We start from the raw sequence: 22,491 nt of genomic DNA, 5'->3' as shown, positions 1-22,491 counted from the left end.
CGATTTTACCATAAACGGGTTGTCAAACGGAAGTCAGGTTGCAAGGGCACGGGGGGAAAGCGCGGCCAATTCGGCGCGGGTTTTCTCAATAATCTGCTGATTTTGCTCTTCGTTGCCAAAGCGTTCCAACTGGAATTTTTTGTGGGCCAGTTCTGCACAGAGTTGGTAAAAACGACGGGTATCCCGGTAGCGCCCTGAAACTAATCCCTTGAGGCGCAGCGGGACTTGTGCCCAGGCAGAACAGGCCGTTCGATACTGGGTTTTACTGATAATTCCGTGTTCAACCTCGGACAAAAGATACTTTCGGATGCGTCGTTGCACGCGGCTAATTGCCCAAAGGATGACTAGGAACATGAAGAACCAGCCGCTCCAATCGAGCAACGTCCCCACAGCTAAGCCTCCGAGACCTGAGAGCAGGCTTGCCAGCGTATTATGGATGGAATGCGCCACGATGGCGATTCCCCAACCCCCCAGAACAGCCAGCAATTGAATCCAAACCCTGCGGTTTAAGCGTGCAATTGCCAGCCCAATGCCAATAAACGCAGTGTAAAACGGATGCTGCCAGCCAACCAGAATGACGCGTACGAATACCAGCCATAATAGCCCCTCGTAACCCCCTTCCAAAAAACCATAATTATAAATATAGTAGGAATTTTCGGTGGCAGCAAACCCCAGGGCGGTAATTCCAGCATAAACAATGCCATCCAGCACCGAGTCGAACTCCCGGCGAAAGAAGAGAAAAACCAGCAATACGGCCAAACCCTTTAGGGTTTCCTCAACCGGGGGCGCAACCAGCGACCCCGTGGCCAGTTCGGTGGCGGCATCTGAGCCAGTTACCAAATAAACGCCAATGCCCAGCAGCGTATTGACTACAAAGGCGACTCCGGCAGCCACAACTGCTCCCCAAATAAAGGCGCCACCGACAAGGAGTTTTGGCTCTTTCTCATAACGATCCAGCCAATAGAGAAATCCGGCAAAGATAAGCATTGGCACGAAGCCAAAAAATAAGGATAGAATGAAGCCCATTGAATTTGCTCCGGGGAACCCGTATTCATTATCCAGTATCAATAATCAGTGACTGTTTGCAGTTTGCAGTATACTGTACACGGAATACAGTTCACTGGCTACCGAACACTTATACTACCATGCGCTTAAAAATTCCCGTTAAATATATCATCTTTTTCTTCAGCCTGTTGATTTTTGCCGCGACGGGTTGGTGGTGGTTATTTGGTTCGCTTCCCGATTTAACCGAACTCAACAGCCGCTTGCATATACCCAGCATTCGTATCGAAGACCGCTATGGACGTTTGCTGTATGAATCACTCTCAGAGAGCGAAGGACGGCATGCCGTGCTCCCGCTCGATCTAATCCCCCACGCTTTGCAGCAGGCCACCATTGCCACCGAAGATCGCAACTTCTACCAGCACCCCGGCGTGGATGTGACCGGCATCTTGCGTGCCTTCTGGATCAACCTGCGCGGCGGCGAATCGCTGGCCGGGGGCAGCACCATCACTCAGCAAGTGGCCCGCAATCTGTTGCTCACCCCCGAAGAACGTTATGAGCGTACCCTGCGCCGCAAACTTCGCGAAGCCTGGCTGGCCTGGCAGCTTTCTCGTCGCTACACAAAAGATGAAATCTTAGCTCTCTATCTTAACCAGATGAACTATGGTGGCATGCTCTATGGTGTCGAGGCTGCCGCCCAAACCTATTTTGGCAAATCTGCAACGCAGCTTGATCTGGCCGAAGCCGCGTTGCTGGCCGGAATTCCGCAGTCGCCGGGACTGTATAATCCGCTGCTGGACCCCGATGCCGCCAAAGCCCGCCAGGAAATAGTGCTTAATTTGGTGGTGCAGGCTGGATATATCAGCCCCGAGGAGGGTAAACTGGCTTCGGAGGAGGCTCTGGTCTACGCGGCGGCATCTTACCCAATGGAAGCGCCGCACTTTGTCCTGTGGGTGAGAGGCCAGCTCGATGCACTGCTTACCCCCGAGGATTTTACCCGCTCCATCGTTGTGCGCACCACCCTCGATTTAGACTGGCAGCAGCACGCCGAGCGCGCCGTGACGCAGCAACTCGCCAAGTTGCACGCCGGGGGCGACACGGTCTTGGGTCATAACGTCAATAACGCTGCTCTGGTTTCCCTCGACCCGCACACCGGCGAAATCCTTGCCATGCTGGGCAGCCCGGACTATTTCGATGCCGCCAACGCGGGTGCGGTCAATATGGCCCTCTCGCCGCGTCAGCCAGGCTCGGCGCTCAAACCGCTGATTTATGCGGCTGCCTTTGACCCCAACGCTAGCGCGCAGCCCTTCACCCCGGCCACCATGCTGATGGATGTGCGCACAACTTTCACTACCCGCGAGGGCGAAGCCTACACCCCCAGCAATTATGATCTCAAAGAACGCGGTCCGGTGTTGGTGCGCGAAGCCCTGGCTTCCTCGCTCAATATCCCCGCTGTGGCGACGCTCGACTATATTGGCCTGGAGGCGCTTTTTGCGCTGGCTGCCGATTTGAGCATCACCACCTTTGACGATCCGGATGATTATGATTTATCGATTGCCCTGGGCGGCGGTGCGGTACGCTTGCTGGAACTCACGGGAGCGTATGGCACTTTTGCGAATAGCGGTTGGCGAGTGGAACCCTATGGTATTCAGGAAATATACACATTGGACGGAGAAATGCTCTACACCGCTGACACCATTGCCCGTACCCGCGTCCTGGATGAGCGCGTCGCTTGGCTGATTTCCGATATTCTCAGCGATAATGAAGCCCGCACGCCCGGCTTTGGCCCCAGCAGCGCTCTGAAACTCGACCGTCCCGCAGCGGTCAAAACCGGCACGACTTCCAATTTTCACGATAACTGGACGGTGGGCTACACTCCCGAGGTTGTGACCGGCGTTTGGGTGGGCAATACCAGCCACGAGCCGATGTTCGATGTCACTGGCCTGAGCGGGGCGGCTCCAATCTGGCATAACTTTATGCGCTCGGTGTTGTCCGGTTCCCCGGAGAGCGAGTTTGCACGCCCCGCGGGGTTGGAACAGGTGGAAGTTTGCGCGCTTTCGGGGTTGCTGCCCTCGGAGGATTGTCCCTACCGGCGGATGGAATGGTTCATTGCCGGGACAGCGCCAAATGAACAGGATCACTTCTACCGCCGCGTCTGGCTGGATGTGGATACCGGCCTGCTGGCCGATGAGTCTACCCCAATAGAGCGCCGCATCCCTCAGATGGTGCTGGACTTACCCCCCGAAGCGCAGCCCTGGGCGCGGGCGGAGGGTATCTTGCTCCTGTCGGATGTTCAGCCTGCCAAATCCCAGGCCGCGGCCTTGCGCTTGCTTTCACCCGCACCGAATGCCACCTACCGCATCTCTGGCAGCGTACCCGCCGATTCGCAGCGGCTGCACATCGAAGCTGTGGGCGAGAGCGGGTTGCAGGAAGTTACTTTATGGCTGGATGGGGAAAAGCTCGTCACATTGGCCGCGCCGCCCTACGAAACGTGGTGGATGTTGCAGCCCGGTGAGCATCAGGCCTGGGTTGAGGGCCTTACCGCGGAGGGTGAGCGAGTACGTAGTGATGTGGTCTGGTTTCAGGTGGAAGAGTAAGTGCAAAAAATTTTCCACGAAGACACAAAGGCACAAAGACGGATAAAAAACTTCGTGTCTTTGTGCCTTTGTGGTGAATAGTTTTTTAGTTTGTTTTATTGGGATTAGGGGGTTACAACGAACAAACTCCCCTCGCCGCGCCCGTAGACTTCGGGGAAGTAAAACTCCTGCGCAGTGGGGGGGATGACGCGGAACTCGCCCGGGGTGCTGGCTCTGACCAAATAGGTATAAACATACGTCCCGGCGGGGAGATAATCCGCCGAGAGTACGATGCGCTCATCGCGCAATTCGGCATGGTCGAAATACCACCAGCCCCAACCGCGCTGCCACATATCGTCGTAGTCGTAGCGGTCAGGGGCCAATTGCTGCGGACTTGTCTCCAGGGTTTGGTCTATGGCTTCCAGTCCGGCGGGGAGATGGTCGTCAATGATGGCGTAGTGCAAGTCATTGGGGACGACTACCGTCAGCCGCGCCAGCAAGATATCGCCGCGGGCAGCCTCGGTTACCGGGATTTGGCGGTCTTCGGGGTTGAAGTAGCTACGTGAGATGACAATGCCGCGGGCAAGGGCGTTAACTTGCTCCACGGGCAGCGAGATATTCAGATGCGCCGTGTAATACAACATGCCGGGGCCATCATCGCGGGCGATGGTGACGCGGTTAATTTCATCGCTCAACATCTCGGCAATATCCAGCCGGATTTGGTGTGTTTCGTTGAGATTATCGGCGTTAGCGAAGCCGTTTTCGATGTGCGCGCCGTTGAGGGCAATCGCATATTGATAATCGGCTTGCAACTCGCCGGTGAATTGCATCCATCCAGTCAGCGCCATTAGTGACCAAGCAGTTTCCTGGGTGGAATTCCAGCGCCCCTCGGAGCGGTGAGTCATCAGCCAGCGCACCGCGTCCACATTGAGCGTGTTCTCGGGGTCTATCTCGATCAAAGCGCCCAACACAATTGCCGTGCTGCGCGTGTCAGTGTTCCAGTTCCAATAGTCACGCCATTCTTCTTCCCAGTGGATGCCGGTCGCCGAACGGATGGCAGCATTGTTGAAATCGGAGATTAATGTCTCGATGCGCGCGTCTTCCGGGTTGAGTAGGAACAGGGTTTGCGCCAGATAAGCTCGGGCATAGATGCTCAGGGATTGGCGCTGTTCGTAGAGCAGTGTCGCTTGTGCGGTGATTCCGCCGCCCCCGCCGCCGGGGATAGGACGCAGGAGGACATGTGATGAGCCGGTATGGGCGTTTTCATCATTTGCGACCTGTTCGGCGCGCGCCAGCGCGTACAGCAGAAATGCCTGTCGGTTGAGGCGGTAGCCTTTTTCCATGCTCTGAATATCGAGTAGATGGTCTTTGAGATAGCCAACACCCTGATTAAAGATCAATGGGCTGACCCCGTATCCGGCACGTTGTGCTTCGGCCATGCCCAGCACCACGTAGGCCGTGGTCAGAGAGTCGCTTTCAAGGCTGTACCACCAGCCCCAACCGCCATCGGCGTTTTGCCAGTTGTACAGGCGTTGTAGGGCAGTATTAACTTGCGTATCCAGATTGGCTTCCAGCGTGGGGTCGTTGCGTCCGGCGGCTGGCAGGGCTTGCGCGGTGAGTACATTGGGCAGGAAGCGCGAGATGGTTTGTTCGACACATTCGTAGGGGTAGTGTTCGAGATAGTCCAAACCGGCGGCCATGCCTGCCACCAAAGAGGGTTCAATCTCGAGGGTCAGATCACCTGTGGTGAGGGTTCCCATCCCCTGGGGAAGTGATAACCCCTCGGTGCGGTTGCCCACCTCGGGTAGAATCCCGGAGGTCCCCACCGTTTCGGGGACTTCATAGCGATAAACCGGAATCCCCCCCTCGGAGAGGGTCGCCAATGTAGGAGTGCTGGCGTCGCTAAATTCCCCACCCTGTGCGCTGAAGACTAAATCGACGCGCTCGGCATCGGTGTTCACGTTCCCATCCCAATAAATAACAGCCTGCTGATGAGCGGGAATTTCGACTTCTTGCGCCGCTTCGCCGCTGAGGGTGAAGCCCTCGGTGTGCAGGGTGGCGGTGATGGTCAGGGTTTCATCGCTGTTGTTGTGGATGGCCGCGCCGAGTTGCGCCTGATCGCCGACGACGAAAAAGCGCGGCGTTTGCGGGCGCACGAGCAGCGGCTTGGTGCTGCGGATGTCTTCGGTGTTCTCGCCGACGCGGGTATCCACGGTGACGGCGCGGCTGTCCATGCGCCAGGTGGTCAGATTGTCGGGCAGGGTCACGGTGACGGTGGCTTCGCCGTTCTCATCGGTGACGATAGCCCCGTTCCAGTAGGCGGTGTCGGGGAAGTCGCGGCGCACATCGGCCACGCCAAATTCGTCGTAGCCTTTAGCGCCGCCACCACCCGCGCCCATGCCCTCGCCGAGGGCGAGTTGCTCTTCAAGTTTGATGTTGTAATCTTCGATGCTGAAAAGCAGCGGCATGGCGGTGCGCACGCTCAGCGAGCGCGGCGAGTAAAAGTAGTCGAGAATGGGTTCGGCGTTGGCGGGCTTGAGCGTGAGGGTTGCCAGATCGGTGAGGGCCAGCGAAATTTCGGCGCTGACCGGCTCGCCATTATAGTCGGTGGTGCGGATGGTGTAGGTAACTTCGTCTCCCGGCCCGGCTTCGGTTTTATCGGGGGTGATTTCTACATTAAGGGCTTGCTGCTCGGCCTCCACCTGAATTTCGGCCATACCCATTCGGAAATCGGGCGGGCTGTCTTCGCCCACGCCGCGGATAACCGTCACGGAGATGTAGACGTTAGGGGCCATGTCGCTGTTGATGGGTAGTTTGTAGACCGTGCTGTTGCTCGTCAGTTGAACGACTTCGCTGGCACGGATATGGCCGCGCTCTACAGTGATTAGGGCATAGTTTTCACCGGGGAAGGGAGAAGCGATGAGAATTTCAGCTTCTTCGCCGGGGGTGTAGGTGTCTTTGTCGAGTACCAGTTCCAGCGAGCGGTCGTCGCTTTGCCGCCAGGCGATATAGTCACTGCCGGAGACCCACATACGGGCTGCGGCGCGGGCTTCGTTGCCGTGTTCATCGAGGGTGGTCACAGTGGCCTTGAAGATGCCGCCATTGGGCGGCGTGAAACTTACGCTGGTCTTGCCTTGCACGTCGGTTGCGATGCCTTCAAAGGCTGCCACCGGAATCTCTTCCACGGTGGATTCCCAGCGAATCGTCCCGTCGCTCCCCTGCACTTGGACACTGTTCCAGCGCCGTTCAACGATTTCCACGTCGAGAAGCTGCCCGGGGAGGGTTTCTTCGTCCCAATTTGCGGCCACCAGCTCAAAGGTTTGCTCCTCACCTACGCTGCCCACGTAGCGTTGCGGGCGCACACCCGCGTATACGGCGCTCTGATGCCCGATCACGCTGGCGCTGGCGCTGACGGCGTTGCTGGCAAAGTCGGTGGTGGTGGCTTCAAAGGTGAAGCTCAGGCTGGTGTCGGTTAGGCTCAAATCGGCGGGGAAGCTGAGTTCAAGCTGGCCGTTTTCGTCGGTGACGGCCTGCCCGGTAGCAATTTCTTCGTTGAAGACGAAACTCTCTTCGTAGGCGAAATAATCATCGTAGTCCACATCAGAGAAACTGTAACGGCTCAAATCGCCGCCGGGGGCGAAGGTGTAGGTGCTGGCAAACAGACCCCATTCTACATCGGCATCGCTAACCCAGCCGCCGGAGAAGAATTCGGCTTCCAGAGTCAGGGTGAAATTTTTATTGGCAAGCACATCTTCGGGGGCAGCAGCCACCCCTACCTGAAATTCCGGTTTGCGATATTCGGCCACCGAAAAATATCCAGAGCCAATATCTTCCCCGGTCACGGGGTCCGACACATAAATATCATAATAGCCCAGGGCGGCGCTGGCATCGAGCAGCAGTTCGCCGTCGAAAGTGCCAAATTCCGAGATGGGCAGCGTGGCCTCGTAGACAGAGCCGCTATAACTGGCAATCGTCACCAACACTTCTTTCGCCGCGGGCAAGCTGTAGGCCAGATCGTCGTTCAGGCGCACGACGCCTTTGAACGAAACAGGGTGTCCGGGGCGGTAGAGCGGCCGGTCGGTGTAGACGTAGACGGCGGTCTGGTTGGGCAGGGTGTAGTAGTTGCTCCAGATGCCGAAATCGTAGGGCGAAACGCCGCTGCCCCAATCGGTGCTGGCAAAGGCGAGATGCTCGACAGTGTCGGTGAGCACGTAATAGGTGGGCAGGCCGGAACCAGCGAGGGGGCTTTCATCGGCGATCTCGGCTGTATAGCGGGCGCGGACTTTGGTGTTGGTTGCCGCGCCGAAGGCCTGGGGAATCTCGATGAGCGCCAATCCATTTGCGTCGGTGGTGCCATGCCCGACGACGTTGAAATATTCATCGTACAGGCTTAGCGGGACTCCCTCGAGGGGGGTACCCGCGTTGAGGTCAGTTAGCCACACCAGGGCTTCGCTGCGCGTACTCTTGACGGTAGCGTGTGCACCTGCAATCATAATCAGCCGTTGATCGTTGGTGATTGGGCCTACATTGTCCCAGCCCTCCATATTCAGAAAATAAAATCCGGGGGGCAGGGTTTCGCCAACTTGATTCGTGAGCGTGTAGCGCTGCAGGCCGATGTCGTTGAGCGTATTGTAGTTGGGCTGCGACCACTCGCGCAACAGAGAATCTTCGGCGGGCGCGTAATCCCACACCGATGCGTTGCCGCTGGCGAGGGCGTGGAACTGGGCAGCATTAAGTTGGTACAGGCTGGCCTGAACACTATCCACATTTACATAGCGAATATACAAATCACTGGGTCCGCCCTGGCGATAGATCACCGGGCCGTAAGGCATCTCGAGGTAGGCAGTGGCGTTATAGGCCGCAGTGCGGAAGTTGAAAACGTAATCACGGGTGGTCAGATTTCCATATAGATCGCTTGCGCCGGGCAGAAGGCGCACAAGATAACTTGTGGAAGGCTTCAGACCATAAAATGAAATACTCCAATCCCATTCGTTGTAGACCCATTCTACTTCTCCGGCGGGTTGTGGTGAGAGGATCACCTTATCTTTCAGTGAGTCGAGATCCATCGGTGAGTTGAACATGATCGTCACGCGCCGCGAAAAATATTCTTGTGAGCTGTTATCGGTGGGTTCTGTGGCGCGCACGCCGGGGGGCAGCATGGATGTAAAATGCCAGTCGAGGCCTTCGGCAAGTGTTCCGCCCCACTGGTCTGTGGCCTGATCGCTCAAGAGCATATTGTAGGCGATACCTAAATCAAACAGATTTTCAGGCGTGATGGCGAGAACAGTGTTTTCAGCATCCCATTCAAATGCTACAGGGATAGTTTCCCCATTTTCGTCTTTTAGCGCGAAATTGGCTTCCACGCTGGCAGTGTCCATCGGTTGGAAGAATAAAAGTGAAAAAGTTTGTTCCAGGGGAACATCCGTGAGCCAGTCTTGGGGGCTCCAAACCCAATCGGTGAGTTCAAGGGCTTCAAGGCGCGGCGCGGCAGTTGTGAACGACCACTTATAGCTGTTTTCCAGCGCCGAGCCGTTTGTATCGCCCAGCCCGGCGGGAATGCTGACCGTGTAGGTGGTGGAACTTCGCAAACTCTCATCCGGTTGAAAGACATATACCGAAGTGTTGACCCATTCGCCTTGCCCACTGAGCGCAGGTGAGATTTCGATCGGAGTGGGGAGATTAGCCTGTTCTTCAGCAATTTGCAGCGCAACTACCGGGCGATTGAACGCGATGGTGATAATGGCATTATTCTCAACCTCGGTGGCCTTATCGGCGGGGAAAACCTGGCTGATTTGTAATTCCCCAAGCGTGCTGAAGATGAATGTTTCAGCTTCGGCGAGGGCAACACCGTTTTCGCTCTCAGCACTCGTGTTGAGAGCGGCTGTGTAGGCTGTGCCGGGTTCAAGCTCCTGCGATGGGGTGAAGCGCAGCGTATCGACTTGAGGCCATGTGATCACACCTTCGAGCGATTTACCATCCGAGTCGGTGATTTCCCAGGCTGCCGTGGTGGCGGACTGATTCATTGCCTGATCAAAAATAATGTCGATACTGCCATCCAAGGGCATTTCCTGCCCGCCGAAGGGTATCGTGCTGCTGACGCGCGGAATCAGGGGGTCGCCCTCATCGGAGGCTTGAAAAGAGGATGTCGGCGTAACCTCAACGGTTGGTGATGCGTCAGGTGTGCCGCAGCCAGCGATCAAAGTCAGTGTGGTGATGAAGATCAAAAGGATGATGGGTCGGGTTTTCATAGGTACCTCCGTGGAGGAAGTAAGAAATTTACCACAAAGACGCGAAGAACAGCCAATTGTTTTTCTTTGTGCCTCTGTGTTTTTGTGGTAAATCATTCTGGCTATAACCTGAAATGTTTTTGGCTGGTTTTGCACATCAATTAGTATAACGTTTTTGTCCCCCAGTGCGCAATCCCCCATTTAGCCCGTTGCCCTCACCCCCGGCCCCTCTCCCAAACTGGGAGAGGGGGGAATGGGCTTCGCGTTAGTTTGCTTTCAGTAATAATTTCGTGCGCTGGATGCGCGCCGTCAGCGGGTCAATCCCTAATGCCAGCAGCACTTCGTCGGGGCGGCCGGTTTTGCCTGGTAGCGTGCTAACCTGTAAATGCAGCGTACCATCTTCGTTCAGGCGCAATTCCTCGATCAGGGGACGCAGGTCATATCTCTTGCCGCGTCGATCCTGCAAGATTTCATCTTGAGCGAGAAGTGCATCCACCGTGGAAGCTATATCCTGAGGGGTCTCGCTCAAAATGATGTGATAACTGGCCGCGTAAATCAGATTTTGCAACTTAGGGCCGGGATTTATAGTCTCGACGATTTCTTGCACAACAATGCCGGGAGGCAGCGCGCGGGTCAGTGTTGATTCTATTTCCTCGAGCAGAATCTCATCCTCCAGCCAGACTTCGATCAATTCGGCTGCGCCGGTGAAGCCCAACGGCAGTGCCGCACCAAGATTAATTTTCGGTCGCGGGTTAAATCCCTGACTATAAGCCAGCGGCAACCGCGCCCGGCGCAGTGTGCGTTCCCAGGTGCGCTGTAAATCCAGGTGGCTGGTATAGCGCATAGCATCGGTTTTGGCGAAGGTTATCTTTAGCCTTATCAATTTATTATCCACTTACGGCTTCCTGTTCTCGTCTGACGGCTACGCGCTTATTTTTCACTTCCGGGCATTTCCATTCCTCGCCGGGGTGTTCGCGGCGCAAATTGGCAAATGTCGGCAAAATGCCGCATGCAAAGCACTGTTCACGGCAGTCGATGCGCGTGCGCCCATCCAGGCTCCAGAGATAATCTTGGGTCAGGAAGGTTTTGCGCACGGTTGTGCTGAGATGCTCCCAGGGGAAAACTTCGTCGAGTGGGCGTTGGCGGTGCGTATAGAATTCTGGTTCTAACACTGTGGCGGCAAAGGCAGCTTGCCAGGCTTCGTAATTGAAGAACTCGCGCCAAGCGTCAAATTTGGCCCCATTTTTCCAGGCCTGATAAATAACTTCGGACATGCGTCGATCGCCGCGGGAAAGCCAGGCTTCAAGCTGCGTTTCGAGGGGGTTATTCCAACTGAGTTTGAGTCCCTTACCGCGTAGTTCTGACCGGAGCAATTCTTGTTTGGCGCGGATTTGCTCAATCGAATCACAGGAAACCCATTGAAAGGGCGTGTGTGGTTTGGGTACGAAAGTGCTCACCCCGGCGTTGACCTGGGCGCGCTTGCCCATGGTGTCGCGTCCCACGTTGCGCACTGCTTTACACAAATCGGCGATAGCCTGCACATCTTCCAGCGTTTCGGAGGGGTGGCCGATCATAAAGTAGAGCTTAATCGTCGGCCAGCCGCGGGCAAAGATTTCGCGCGCCGTATCTAAAAGCTGCTCAGTGCTGACCGGCTTGTTAATAATCTGGCGCATTTTTTCGGTTGCGGCTTCGGGGGCCAGCGTGAAGCCGCCTTTACGTCCACCTTTGAGCGCATCCATCAAATCCACCGAGACACTTTCAATGCGCAGCGAGGGTAGCGATACCGAAAGGTGTTCGCTATCGAAACGTTGATGCACTTTTTCCACCAATTCGACAACGTTTGTATAATCGCTGGATGATAGAGAAAGCAAACTGATTTCTTCAAAGCCGGTGTGAGCCAGCGCTTGTTCAATTGCCGAGAGTACTTCTTCTACGGGGCGCTCGCGCACCGGGCGGTTGACCATCCCCGCGTGGCAGAAGCGGCAGCCGCGCGTGCAACCGCGCATAATCTCGATGGGGGCGCGGTTGTGGACAGTATCTACATACGGTACGATGAAGCGCGTGGTTGGCGGGGGCAGCTTGGCAACCACGCGCTTGGTGATGGGCAGCGGCGCGTCTTGAGTAAGCTTTTTTATGGATGCGAAAGTGCCATCATCGTTGTAGTGGGCTTCGTAGAGCGAAGGTACGTAAACGCCGGATATTTGGGAAAGTTCATGTAATAGCGTCTGACGTCCGACATCTTGACGTTTTAACATCTGCACCGCTTCCACAATCTCCTGAATGACCTCCTCTCCCTCGCCAATCACAAAAGCATCCACAAAGGCGTGCATCGGCTCCGGGTTGTAGGTTGTGTGTCCTCCCGCGATGACCAGAGGATGCTCCGGGCCGCGCGCCGCGCTGAATAATGGAATCCCCGCCAGGTCAAGTACATTCAGCGTGCTGGTGTAGAGAGTCTCATAGGGCAGCGTAATCCCGATGATGTCAAAATCCGCCAGAGGGTGTTTTGTCTCCAATGAATAAAGCGGAACCTGATGCTCCCGCATGGCAGCTTCCATATCTGCCCAGGGGGTATAGGCGCGCTCAGCCAACACGTCACTGCGCTGGTTGAGCAAATCGTAAAGGATTGCCATCCCCAGATTTGACATACCCAGGTCATAAATATCCGGAAAAACCAGAGCAACTTTGGTTTGAACCGTATCCCAATCTTTGACCACCTGATTGAGTTCGCCGCCGGTATAACGCCCCGGCTTTTGCACGGTGGGGAGAATGCGTTCGAGCTTAATTTGAATTTGTTGGGGTGTGAGCATTGTGGGTTGAAGGTGAAATGTTGAAAGTTGAATGTTGAACTTTTAACATTCAACTTCCAACTTTCAACCCAATTTTCGATTTACTCAAAAATCCATTCGTCGTTGGCGCGTCCCCAGGCGACGAGTTCTTCGGGTTTGAACCATAAAGCTATTTCCAACTCGCCATTTTCGGGGGAATCGGAGGCGTGGGTGATATTGCGGCCAACCTCGAGACCAAAATCGTGGCGCACAGAACCGGGAGCGGCTTCGGTGGGGCGCGTAGCGCCCATCGTCTGGCGCACAGCAGCCACGGCATTGGGACCTTCCCAGACCATTGCCATCACCGGGGCCGAGGTGATGTACTTAATTAGACCTTCGTAAAAGGGCTTGCCCTTGTGAATGCCGTAATGGGTTTCGGCTAAATCCTGGCTGACTTGCATGAATTTAGCGGCGCTCATTTTTAGACCGCGGCGTTCTAGACGAGCGATGATTTCACCAATCAAGCCGCGCTGCACGCCATCGGGTTTGACGATAACGAATGTTTTTTCCATGATTTTCTCTCCATTGATTTTGAATTGTTTTGAAAAAATGCGGCGTTTATCCGCAACAAAATAAGGATAGGGCTTATGCACGTTCGCAAGAGTTGGCCCGAAAATAGGGGTGTGGGGAGGCCCTTCGCCTTTGCGTTAAAAATTGCCGAAAAAAGGTGACAGTCAAATGTGAAGTGACTGTCACCTTAGGGTTTTCTATCGCCGGATTTTACCAGAGATTAGCGCTTATTTCATATGTAAAAGTTTTTCAGCTTTGGAATATTGTTCCAGCGCGGCGTCCAATTTGTCGGCTCGCATATACGCATCACCGAGGGCCTGGGCAATCTCCGGGTTTGTGGGATTAATCTGGCTGGCCTGCTCCAAATCGGCGATGATGTGGTTGACGCGTTTGCCTTTTTTGAGCAGCTTCGCATACACTTCAACGGCGTCTGAAACTTGCCCTTCTGTCAGAGATCGTTGAGCCTGAATCTGGCTGGCATGATGCTCGTCTTCGGGTTTGACATCAATAGGCATAGCGCTTGCCGGTTCACTCACCGCAGGCTCAGGCTCGGGTGCCACAAGTGGAACTTCGATATCGAGATATGAGCGCAATGTGTTGATGGTTTCTGTATCAAATCCTTCGATGGTGAGCAAGTCTTCAAGGCTTGAAAAATCACCGTATTTTTCACGATGCGAAAAGATCAATTGCGCGCGTCTGAAACCCATCCCTGGCAAACGTTCCAGATCGATTAACGAAGCACTGTTGAGATCAAGTTTTTCGATTACCTCCATCTCTGGGGTTTCTTCTCTCGTGGGCTTCCAGGCATAATCAGCGATTTCTTCAACGGCAGGCGTTTCTGCAGCGCTTTCTTCAGGCTCTATATCCGCGGGTGTGCGCCCGACTTCTTGAATCCAGGTGGCATCATCTGGGGGCGGGGCGTCAAAGCCTTGCAACCAATCAGGTAATTCATCATCCGTTTGGAGAATAGGTTCCGCACTCTTTTCTTCTTCAGTTTCATCGTCAAAATCCAGCCACCCCGTTTCGGGTTCAGGCTCCGTAGCTGCTTCCGGGGAAGATTCGGTGCCGACTGCGGCAAGCCAATCGGGAAGGTCGGCGAGGTCTACTTCTTCGGGAGTTTCTACGCTTGGCGCAGTTTCCATGCTTTTCAGCCAGTTGGGTAATTCAGTATCTTCCGCTTCGATTTTTTCGCTGCTATCGGGTTGGGATACTTCCTCAACTGGGGTTGCTACGGTAACTGGCTCAGCTTCATCCATGGGGATTTCCGCCGCGAATGCGCTATCTTTCAGCCAATCCGGGAAGTCATCTGGCGCGGGTTGGACTTCCGCAGGGGGCGTTTCGTCTTCTGCAACCGGGGGTTGGCTCTGTTGCACGGTGCTTTGTACCCAATCCGGGGGTGTTTCACTACGTTCTTCTGGTGTGGAAAGAAGCTCCTCTTCCGGAACGCCTTGTTTGGCGGCCAAACTTTCTAGCCAGGCCATTGCGGCATCTGCATCGGCGAAATCGGGTTCGGCGCTTTCCTCATCTACAGGTAAATCATCTGTTTCTGCTGGTGCGACATCAAACTCCGAAGTTGGTCCCGCTGCCGGTTGAGGCAGCCATTCGGGAAAATCGGTGTCCGAATCTTTGGCGCGGGTTTCAGCAGGCAATTCTTCTTGACCGGGTTGTACAAGCCATTCCGGGAATTCTGAGTCGCTGTCTGGTATATCGAAGCTTGGCGGAGAAATATCGTCGCCCTCTTCGAGGGCGTGCGCGGCCTCTTCACGCCGCTGGGTTGGGCTTGGTAGCGTTATATCATCCGGTTCCTGCGTTTGTGCCAACAGATCATCGATTGATGTTTCGGAAGCGAATTCATCTAGCCAGTCGGGGAGACCATCATCGTCTGCATCTTCGGCGGGAACGGCTGCGGTAACGGGTTCTGCTGCCTGAGGCTCGGTGTCAGCAAGTTCATCCAGCCAGTCGGGGAGACCGTCGTCGTCATCTTCTGCGGGAACGGCCGCAGCAACGGGCTCTGCCGTCTGAGGTTCGGTGTCAGCAAGTTCATCCAGCCAGTCGGGGAGACCGTCATCGTCTTCAGCTTCTACGGGAGCGGCCGCGGCAACGGGTTCTGCCGCCTGAGGCTCGGCGTCGGCGAGTTCATCCAGCCAGTCGGGGAGGCCGTCGTCGTCATCGTCTTCGGCGGGAACGGCTGCTGTAACGGGTTCTGCCGCCTGAGGCTCAGTGTCAGCGAGTTCATCCAGCCAGTCGGGGAGACCATCATCGTCTTCATCTTCGGCGGGAACGGCTGCGGCAACGGGTTCTGCCGCCTGAGGCTCGGTGTCGGCAAGTTCATCTAACCAATCAGGCAAACCATCGTCATCGTCATCAGCTTCTGCGGGAACGGCTGCGGCAACGGGCTTTGCCGTCTGAGGTTCGGCGTCGGCGAGTTCATCCAGCCAGTCGGGGAGCCCGTCGTCGTCTTCTTCGGCGGGAGTAGTGTCAGTTTCCTTTTCGTTTTCCAGCCTTTTTAGGAAATCGGTGACTCCCTCTGAGTCTGTGGGGGTATCCCTAACCATATCTTTTGCGATGGCGTTGGGGCTGGCATCCAACTCTTGCAGCCAGTCGGGAATATCATTGTCTGTGTCTGCATCTGAATGAGAGGATGATTCTGCCTCGATGTCTTCAAGCCAGTCTGGGGTTTCGTCATTTGCGACAGAATGTTCGGGCATCATTTCTTCTTCGCTGGCAGTCGATTTTTTGTCCATGGCTTGCAGCCAATCGGGAATATCAAATTCATCATCCTGAACAGGCGCTTGCGTAGGCGTATCTTCAGCAGTATCGTCTTCCGCCGGCCAATCGGGGAGGTCTGCTTCTTCCGGGGTCGTTGTAGGGGGTGTTGCAAGTGTTGGGGAGTTTTCATCTTGCAGCCAATCTGGGAGTTCATCGCTGCCCGATTGTGGCTCGTCGCCGAAGAGTGACTCTAGATCGCTGAGGTCTTCTTTGGCGTCATTTTCATCGCGAATTTCGGTCAGGCCTGCGGCCCCAGCTATTGCACCGGGAGCCATATCGCGCACCCAATCTGGTAGATTGCCTGCAATAGCTTCGCTGTCAGTGGATTCTGCGCTTTCGTCATCCAGGTCAAAGAAAGCTGATTCTTCACTGGTTTCGCCTGACGAAGGTGCCCAGCCCGAATCTCGCATCCAGTCGGGGATGGCATCGGCACTATCGTTGGGGGTGAGATCATCGCTTGCCGCGGGAACTGGCTCATCATCGGAGGCAGCAGACAGCCAGTCGGGGAGATCACCCTGGGAGGATTCCGGTTCGTCCAATTCCACGCCTAGCGAGGCTGCCCAGGATGGCTTTCCGTCCGGGGCGATAGAGGCAGCATCATCCCATATCAACTGTTCTACTGTAACCGCTTGATCGGGGATGTCGTTGACGGTGGGTGTGCGCGGTGATACGTGCGCTTCATAAGGGTCAAGTGCTTTCAGGCGTTGAAGGCAGGTTTCGCGATCGTTTTGTCGTTCGGTGCCTTCGAGCAGGTTGACCAGAATTTTATTGGCTTGATAACAAAAGGGCAGGTCGCGTAGTAAACGGCTGCTGATCTCAATAGCTTTGACGGGTTCATCATTTTGCGCATACATTTCGGCTAAAATAACCAGCAAGTCAGGTCGCTTTGGCTCTTTTGCCAGGGTGGCGCGTAATTCGGAAATCGCTTGTTGGTAATGGCCGCCGCGTGAATACATGCGCGCCAGAGCGCCATGTGTCAGCCGCGCTTTCATCGGATCAGTGCCGTCGCGTTTGGTATGCAGGCGGCGCAGTTCTGCTTGAATGGCAGGGTTGTAGGGTTGTATCTCGAAGGCGCGTTCCATGTGCCATAATGCTGAATCGAGATTGCTCTCATCTTCGCGGATGATGCTCATGCCCAAATGTGAGACGAAATCATCGGGAATGGCGGAGAGGACGCGCTGAAAAATGTCGGCTGCACTGCCGTAACGCTGGGCTTCCAGGTAAGCTTTCCCCAGCAGACGGTAAGTTTCAGTATGTTTGGGATAGGTTGCAAGAATGTGGCGGCAATGTGCTACTGCCTCATCGATTTGACCTTCCCCGATGGCCGCTTCAATTTCGCGCAAATATGCTCGCAGGGGGATTTTCGCCATAAGACTACCCTCGCTTCATAACTCGAACTTGTGAAAAGTGATGATTATGGACTTGTAAGAAATTCATCACAATTTGTCTGATATGCAATCTGTTTACATTTTAACATAATTATGCGGATGTTTTCTGCTTTTATTTTGCTCTTTGGGAATTGCCGTGAGAAACCTTTTATTCTGTGATCCGGAATTCAACCAACTCCATTGTGCCCGTTATTTCGATGGGGAAATTAACCCCATAGAGTTTGGCGCTGGCTTGCTCAATCTCTTGTTTGAGCAGTCCCACATTGGGCTCAAACCACAGGTTGTTTTGCAGTGTGATGGTTGAATCTAATGACATGGAAGCACCATCTTCGGTAACTTCGGCGACAAAGTCGAATTCAATCTGGCGTTCGAGTTTGATAGCTTGTGGATATTCGCCCGCCCGCACGCTGACGGATTCGAAGATGGCTTCGCCTGCGCCCGGGGTATTCCACTGCACACTGAGAGGGCTCTCTTCGAGCTTGCCCGAGGCTTGGTTACCCTCAATTTGGGCTTCGATTATTCCCGAGGCGAGGTATTCGCCGCTCCATTTGGCATCCCAGTTTTGCTCACTGAGAGTTGCATAATTGGGAGCAAAAACGCCGCTTTGATGCTCGATGACCAAATTTCCATCGACTTCGCCGAATAAGAAGCCAAGCATAACTATGGGAAATGAAAGAATAGCGCCATTATTGCATTCGATGATGGTTTCCGATGTAACTCCGGTTCCCAGTGAGAGCATGTGTAATGTGGCCTGGTTGCTGTTGACCTCACTAACCGTCAGGCTGATCTGGCTGGTTTCGCCCTGGGAGGTGATTTCATAGATCCATTGATAGCCGGGGATCAGTGGGTAAAAGGTGTTGGCACATGCGCCACCGTCAGCCGGGGGTGGTGGAACCAGGCCATCCCCGGCGAACTCTTCGGGATTTATCTCGCTGCTTTGTGAGGGCGGATCATTGGCAATTTCGGGTAGATTTTCTGCGGGAGTAGTTTCAGGAGAATTCGATGCAGCGATTTGTGATACAAAACTGCATGACAGGCTGGTCAATATTGCGATGCTGAGCACAAACACCACCTGCTGTGTTGCTCTGTTTATCATGTGGACTCCTGATGAAAATTCATATTATTGTGAGCTATATTGGGCTTTTGTTGCCGCGCGTATGGATTTTGAGAAAAGTGAAATGCGATATTTCTATGCTGAAGCCAGGAAAATCAGAAGAGTACCGAAGCGAGTTCATTACGATATTGGCGCGTAATATTATTTTCGTCGCCGAGTATTTCAAATAAACCTAACAAGACCTGGCGGGCTTCATGATCCCTGTAGTTTCTTTCCTGTTTCAGAACTGCCAGGATGCCATCCATCGCAGCGGGGAAATTTCCTCGCCGGATCAGGCGGAGTGCGTGCTGGTATGTGGCCTCAAGTGGTGCAAGTTCATCACTGCCACTATATTCAGGGCGCTGCAAGGCTTTAGCCAGCGGTATCAGTTTTTCAGAGGCTGTATATTCACGACTGGTTGGAAAATTTCCAAGAATATCCAGAGCGTCGTCAAGCTGATTCATGGCGAGAAGACTTTTTGCTAATCCGAGTAATGCGCCCGGGTGTTTGGAGCGTTCGGATAGAACTTCACGAAAGGCGCTGGCTGCATTTTCCCATTGCTCCAAAACCAGCAGGCTATTGCCCTTATCAAGAATTAGATCAGCATAGCTGGGAATGATATGTTGGATAAATTTTTTGATCTCATTCTCTGATTTGATGCCGTTAAATTCGGCAATGATGTGACTCTCACGGAAGGCTTTTACAGCGGGGATGGCGCGCACATTCAGGCGCATAGCCAGTTTTTGATTTTCATCCACGTTCAGACGCGCCAAGCGAAAACTGCCATCACCCTGAAGTGCCAACGAGCGCAGAACAGGTTCTAGAGTTTTACAAGGAATGCACCACTCTGCCCAAAAATCAACCAAGACAGGTGTTTCTTGCGAATATTCAATAACTTCGTATTCGAAATTAGCTTCGCTGACGTTGATAATATTTGACGCATTCATGTTGGTTTATTCTTTATATACGATGTGGTCTCAACAGTAGAACGGCTGCGCTAATTCTACCAGAATAGGTTGGAAACGGCGAAAAAACCGGCAGTACTTTTGGGTATAAAAAGAGCCGGGTCAACCGGCTCACTCATCATTGGGGTCTGTCATACCGGGTTGGTGCAGGTCTGTGACTTCGCCGTGAATATTGATTGTGATGCGAAATCCAGTCATACCCATATAGGTGAGACTCTCTTCGGGGATGCCGATTTCAAAGATGCGCTCAAATTGTTGGTCCATATTCTTGAGTTGCGTCTCGATCATGGCGCGCGTGAAAATATCATCCTGCCCCAGCATTTTTGCGGCCTGTTCGCTGAGTAAGTCTTCGTGACCAGTGATCATCTCTTGCATCATTGCTAATACCTGACGATCAACCTGTTCGGAGGGGATATGCCGCCGGAATCCGGCATCATCCACAACGTAGCATGGCTCATTGCCTACAAAGGCCGTCTCAACGGGATTGCCGTTCTCATCGTAAATCAAACCATCAAATAGAATTTTTTTAGTCATCGCAGTTTTTTAAAGGAAACGTGGTTGATTAAATGATCCGCATCGAGTTTATTGTACCCTAGAGCAAATGCCTGAATCTATAAGCGTTTTGTTAACTTAAGAGTTTGCGCCGCGGGATGGTTCACTGCAATAGAGAAATCCCAGAGATTTTTCTCTTTATGAAGACTGTTTACCCTCGATGGTCCCCAGCAAAATAGCGGCGGCAATCCCCAGGCGACGATCAAAGCGGTGAGCTTTATCGTCGCTGAAATCAATATCCAGTTGATAGCTAAACAAAATTGAAGCGCTGGCGTAAATCAGCCACACGTCCATCTGGGAAGAGTATGTCATAGTTTTGCGGCAGCAGCGTGCCGAGCAGCAGGCGGCGCAGTAATGCGTAGCCCACGCTATCTTCTTGTAAGATGCCGATGGGTTGATCGTAGGCATCCAGCACTTCCCATTCATCGCGTAGCATTGAGCGCAATCCCTTGCGACGCAAGACCCCCACTTTGGTATTGGAGAAGCTATCTACAACATCATACGCGGCTGAAAAATCAATGATCTGGCGCGCCTGAATATTGAGTAATTCCTGAGTCATATTCTCATCCGAGAAGACGCGAATATCCTCCCGAAGTTTGAACATTTTTTGCTGGCTGTAAAGCAGTAATGCCCCATTGGGTGCATAGACACGAAACTTGCCGGTCAGAGCGAAAACCTGTCGTTTGAGTAAATACTGGTTGTATTGAAATGCTGAGTGCATGGTTATTCTCCTAAGTTTTTAGTCGTACTTATATGACATCGACCCGCGTCCCCGTTTCCTCCTGGACGCGTCGCTCGCTGGCAGGTACCACCGGCAAAGTCCAGCGGTAAAGCCATTTAGCGGCTTGCGATGGCAGGTTAATACAGCCATGACTGCGCGGTTTGCCATAATCATTATGCCAGTATGTGCCGTGGAAAGCAACACCAGTATCGGTAATATAGCTTACCCAGGGAATGCCCGGCAAGTCGAAACCATTGCGGGCTAAATTCCCGGCGGCCATGTGGCGTGAGGGCATCTTGTGGTAAGTATAGTGTCGTCCCAGGGGTGTAAAAAACTTACCAGTGCTATATTCCGCACCGGTGGAGGCCTTAATCATAATAATGGGTTCATCATATTCGTAGGCAGTCACCAATTGTTCAGTGGTATCCACTTCGATACGTTTGGCTTCCTCCGGGATATTCGGCGAGAGCGGACCTAATTCTTCATCTGGAATGATGCGTAAATAGCGCGCCTGGACATAGTATTCAAATTCCCAGCGATCATCGGTCACGCGATACCACGGCACGGCGTAGGCATCGAGTAGCATATCCATGACCCAATGGGTGGTTTCGTAGTAAAAACGGTAGGCAGTATTGCTGCGGGTATCGGCTTTGCGAAAGGCATCGGTATAGGGTACAGTGATTTCGGCAAGTTTGCCTTCGGGCGGAAAATTATAAACCGGGGCATTGAGCCGAGTTTCGACGGGTTGCACACCCCCGGAGTGGACATATTCTCTCTCGGCAAGGCGAAACCAGACGCGGTTGTGAGCGGGCTCTTCGTCCCCGAACACGACTTCGGCAATGGGGAAAACGGTATCTTCCCAAATTTGCCGTACCATCGCGCCGCTCAGCGATGGCTCTTCGTATACCGTGATCTCCTCGTAGATGGCGCGTCCTTGCTGGACGGACTCGGAGACTGGGAAAAACTGCTTAAACGGAGCCAGCCCCAGGCCTAGAACGCTCACCCCGCTTAATTTTAGAAAATCTCTGCGCGAGATCGAATCGGCCATATTTATGGATGCACGCTCACCATTGTGCCTACTGATGCCCAGTTGTAAATCCATCCAGCGTCATCGGTGATCATATTCACGCAGCCGTGGCTCATTGGTGTTCCGAAGTTATTATGCCAATACGTGCCGTGGATGCCATAACCTTTATAGAAGTACATCGTGTAGGGCACATCGGGCAGGTAATAGCCCGGCCCAGCCATATCGGCATGCAGATATTTGACGTAAATATGAAACTGCCCGGTGACAGTGGGAAACTGCCAGGTTCCGGTGGAAACTACAAAAGATTTTACCAGATCATCGTCAACGTATGCGTATAGACGTTGGTCGGAGAGATCAATATCAATCCAGCGTTCGCCGGTGCTTATAGACGCAGGCGGTTGGGTTTTGATCGTTGTTGGGGTGGGCGGCGGTTGCGTCGGTTGGGGGGTGTTTGTGGGGAGTGGCGTTGGGGTGATCGAAGGTGTGAACGTCGCGGTTGGTGTCAGTGTATTGGTCGGCGTTGGGGTTGGCGTAAACGTGGGCGTTGGTGTGAATGTTGGGGTAGGGGTTGGCGTGCGGGTAGCCTTTCCGACATCAACTTGTGCCATTGGTAGCGCGTTTTCCTGGGCAAAAACGGCTGGTAGATTGGGTGGACGGTACCAAAAGATGAATCCAGCCAGGATGATGATAATAATCGTAACCCAGGGGGTTAAAATTTGCCGCGGGCGAATGAGTGCCTGTGGTGATACTTCGCCAAGCAGGCGCGGATGCTGCGGTTTGGGAGACGGTTGCGGAACCTGACGCCATCTTTGGATGGCCCAATGCATACCGTTGCG

General features: G+C 53.9%; 12 protein-coding genes and 1 pseudogene. 1 reads left to right on the top strand and 12 read right to left on the bottom strand.

The window, feature by feature from the left end; genetic code table 11:
• Positions 1 to 33: 33 nt before the first annotated feature.
• Positions 34 to 1,026 carry a PrsW family intramembrane metalloprotease gene (locus HN413_17920; protein ID MBT3392279.1) on the bottom strand — a complete coding sequence of 331 codons (993 nt, stop codon included), beginning with the start codon at positions 1,024 to 1,026 and terminating at the stop codon, positions 34 to 36.
• Between the two features lie 119 nt (positions 1,027 to 1,145).
• On the opposite strand from HN413_17920, the gene pbpC reads away from it, so the two are divergent.
• Complete coding sequence (pbpC, locus tag HN413_17915; protein ID MBT3392278.1) at positions 1,146 to 3,599, top strand: penicillin-binding protein 1C; 2,454 nt, start codon at positions 1,146 to 1,148, stop codon at positions 3,597 to 3,599.
• Positions 3,600 to 3,703: 104 nt separating this feature from the next.
• On the opposite strand, the gene HN413_17910 is transcribed toward pbpC, so the two are convergent.
• From HN413_17910 to HN413_17860, 11 genes and pseudogenes are all read right to left on the bottom strand, one after another.
• Positions 3,704 to 9,826, bottom strand: coding sequence for a hypothetical protein (locus HN413_17910; GenBank protein ID MBT3392277.1), 6,123 nt, complete (start codon positions 9,824 to 9,826; stop codon positions 3,704 to 3,706).
• 244 nt (positions 9,827 to 10,070) lie between these two features.
• Positions 10,071 to 10,700 (bottom strand): DUF2344 domain-containing protein, encoded by a 630-nt coding sequence (locus HN413_17905; GenBank protein ID MBT3392276.1) that lies wholly within the window; start codon positions 10,698 to 10,700, stop codon positions 10,071 to 10,073.
• Positions 10,693 to 12,612 (bottom strand): TIGR03960 family B12-binding radical SAM protein, encoded by a 1,920-nt coding sequence (locus tag HN413_17900; GenBank protein MBT3392275.1) that lies wholly within the window; start codon positions 12,610 to 12,612, stop codon positions 10,693 to 10,695. The genes HN413_17905 and HN413_17900 overlap by 8 nt, the downstream gene beginning before the upstream one ends.
• Positions 12,613 to 12,692: 80 nt before the next feature.
• A complete protein-coding gene (gene ndk, locus HN413_17895) occupies positions 12,693 to 13,142 on the bottom strand; it encodes a nucleoside-diphosphate kinase (protein ID MBT3392274.1) in 450 nt (149 codons plus the stop codon).
• Between the two features lie 225 nt (positions 13,143 to 13,367).
• Positions 13,368 to 17,279, bottom strand: coding sequence for a tetratricopeptide repeat protein (locus HN413_17890; GenBank protein MBT3392273.1), 3,912 nt, complete (start codon positions 17,277 to 17,279; stop codon positions 13,368 to 13,370).
• A 166-nt stretch (positions 17,280 to 17,445) separates the two neighbouring features.
• Positions 17,446 to 18,393, bottom strand: coding sequence for a hypothetical protein (locus HN413_17885; protein MBT3392272.1), 948 nt, complete (start codon positions 18,391 to 18,393; stop codon positions 17,446 to 17,448).
• Positions 18,394 to 18,506: 113 nt separating this feature from the next.
• On the bottom strand, positions 18,507 to 19,337 hold the full coding sequence (locus HN413_17880) for a tetratricopeptide repeat protein (GenBank protein ID MBT3392271.1): 831 nt from the start codon (positions 19,335 to 19,337) through the stop codon (positions 18,507 to 18,509).
• A 129-nt stretch (positions 19,338 to 19,466) separates the two neighbouring features.
• On the bottom strand, positions 19,467 to 19,889 hold the full coding sequence (locus tag HN413_17875) for a hypothetical protein (GenBank protein ID MBT3392270.1): 423 nt from the start codon (positions 19,887 to 19,889) through the stop codon (positions 19,467 to 19,469).
• Between the two features lie 156 nt (positions 19,890 to 20,045).
• Positions 20,046 to 20,628, bottom strand: a pseudogene (locus HN413_17870) (hypothetical protein).
• A gap of 28 nt (positions 20,629 to 20,656) precedes the next feature.
• Positions 20,657 to 21,730 (bottom strand): L,D-transpeptidase family protein, encoded by a 1,074-nt coding sequence (locus HN413_17865; GenBank protein ID MBT3392269.1) that lies wholly within the window; start codon positions 21,728 to 21,730, stop codon positions 20,657 to 20,659.
• The gene (locus HN413_17860) at positions 21,679 to 22,161 is read right to left on the bottom strand and encodes a L,D-transpeptidase (GenBank protein MBT3392268.1); all 483 of its coding nucleotides are present in this window, start codon (positions 22,159 to 22,161) and stop codon (positions 21,679 to 21,681) included. The genes HN413_17865 and HN413_17860 overlap by 52 nt, the downstream gene beginning before the upstream one ends.
• Positions 22,162 to 22,491 lie beyond the last annotated feature (330 nt).

This window comes from Chloroflexota bacterium (genome assembly GCA_018648225.1).
Lineage (GTDB): Bacteria > Chloroflexota > Anaerolineae > Anaerolineales > UBA11858 > NIOZ-UU35.
Note: the sequence above shows the minus strand (reverse complement) of the source record. Positions and strands in the feature narration are given on the sequence as shown.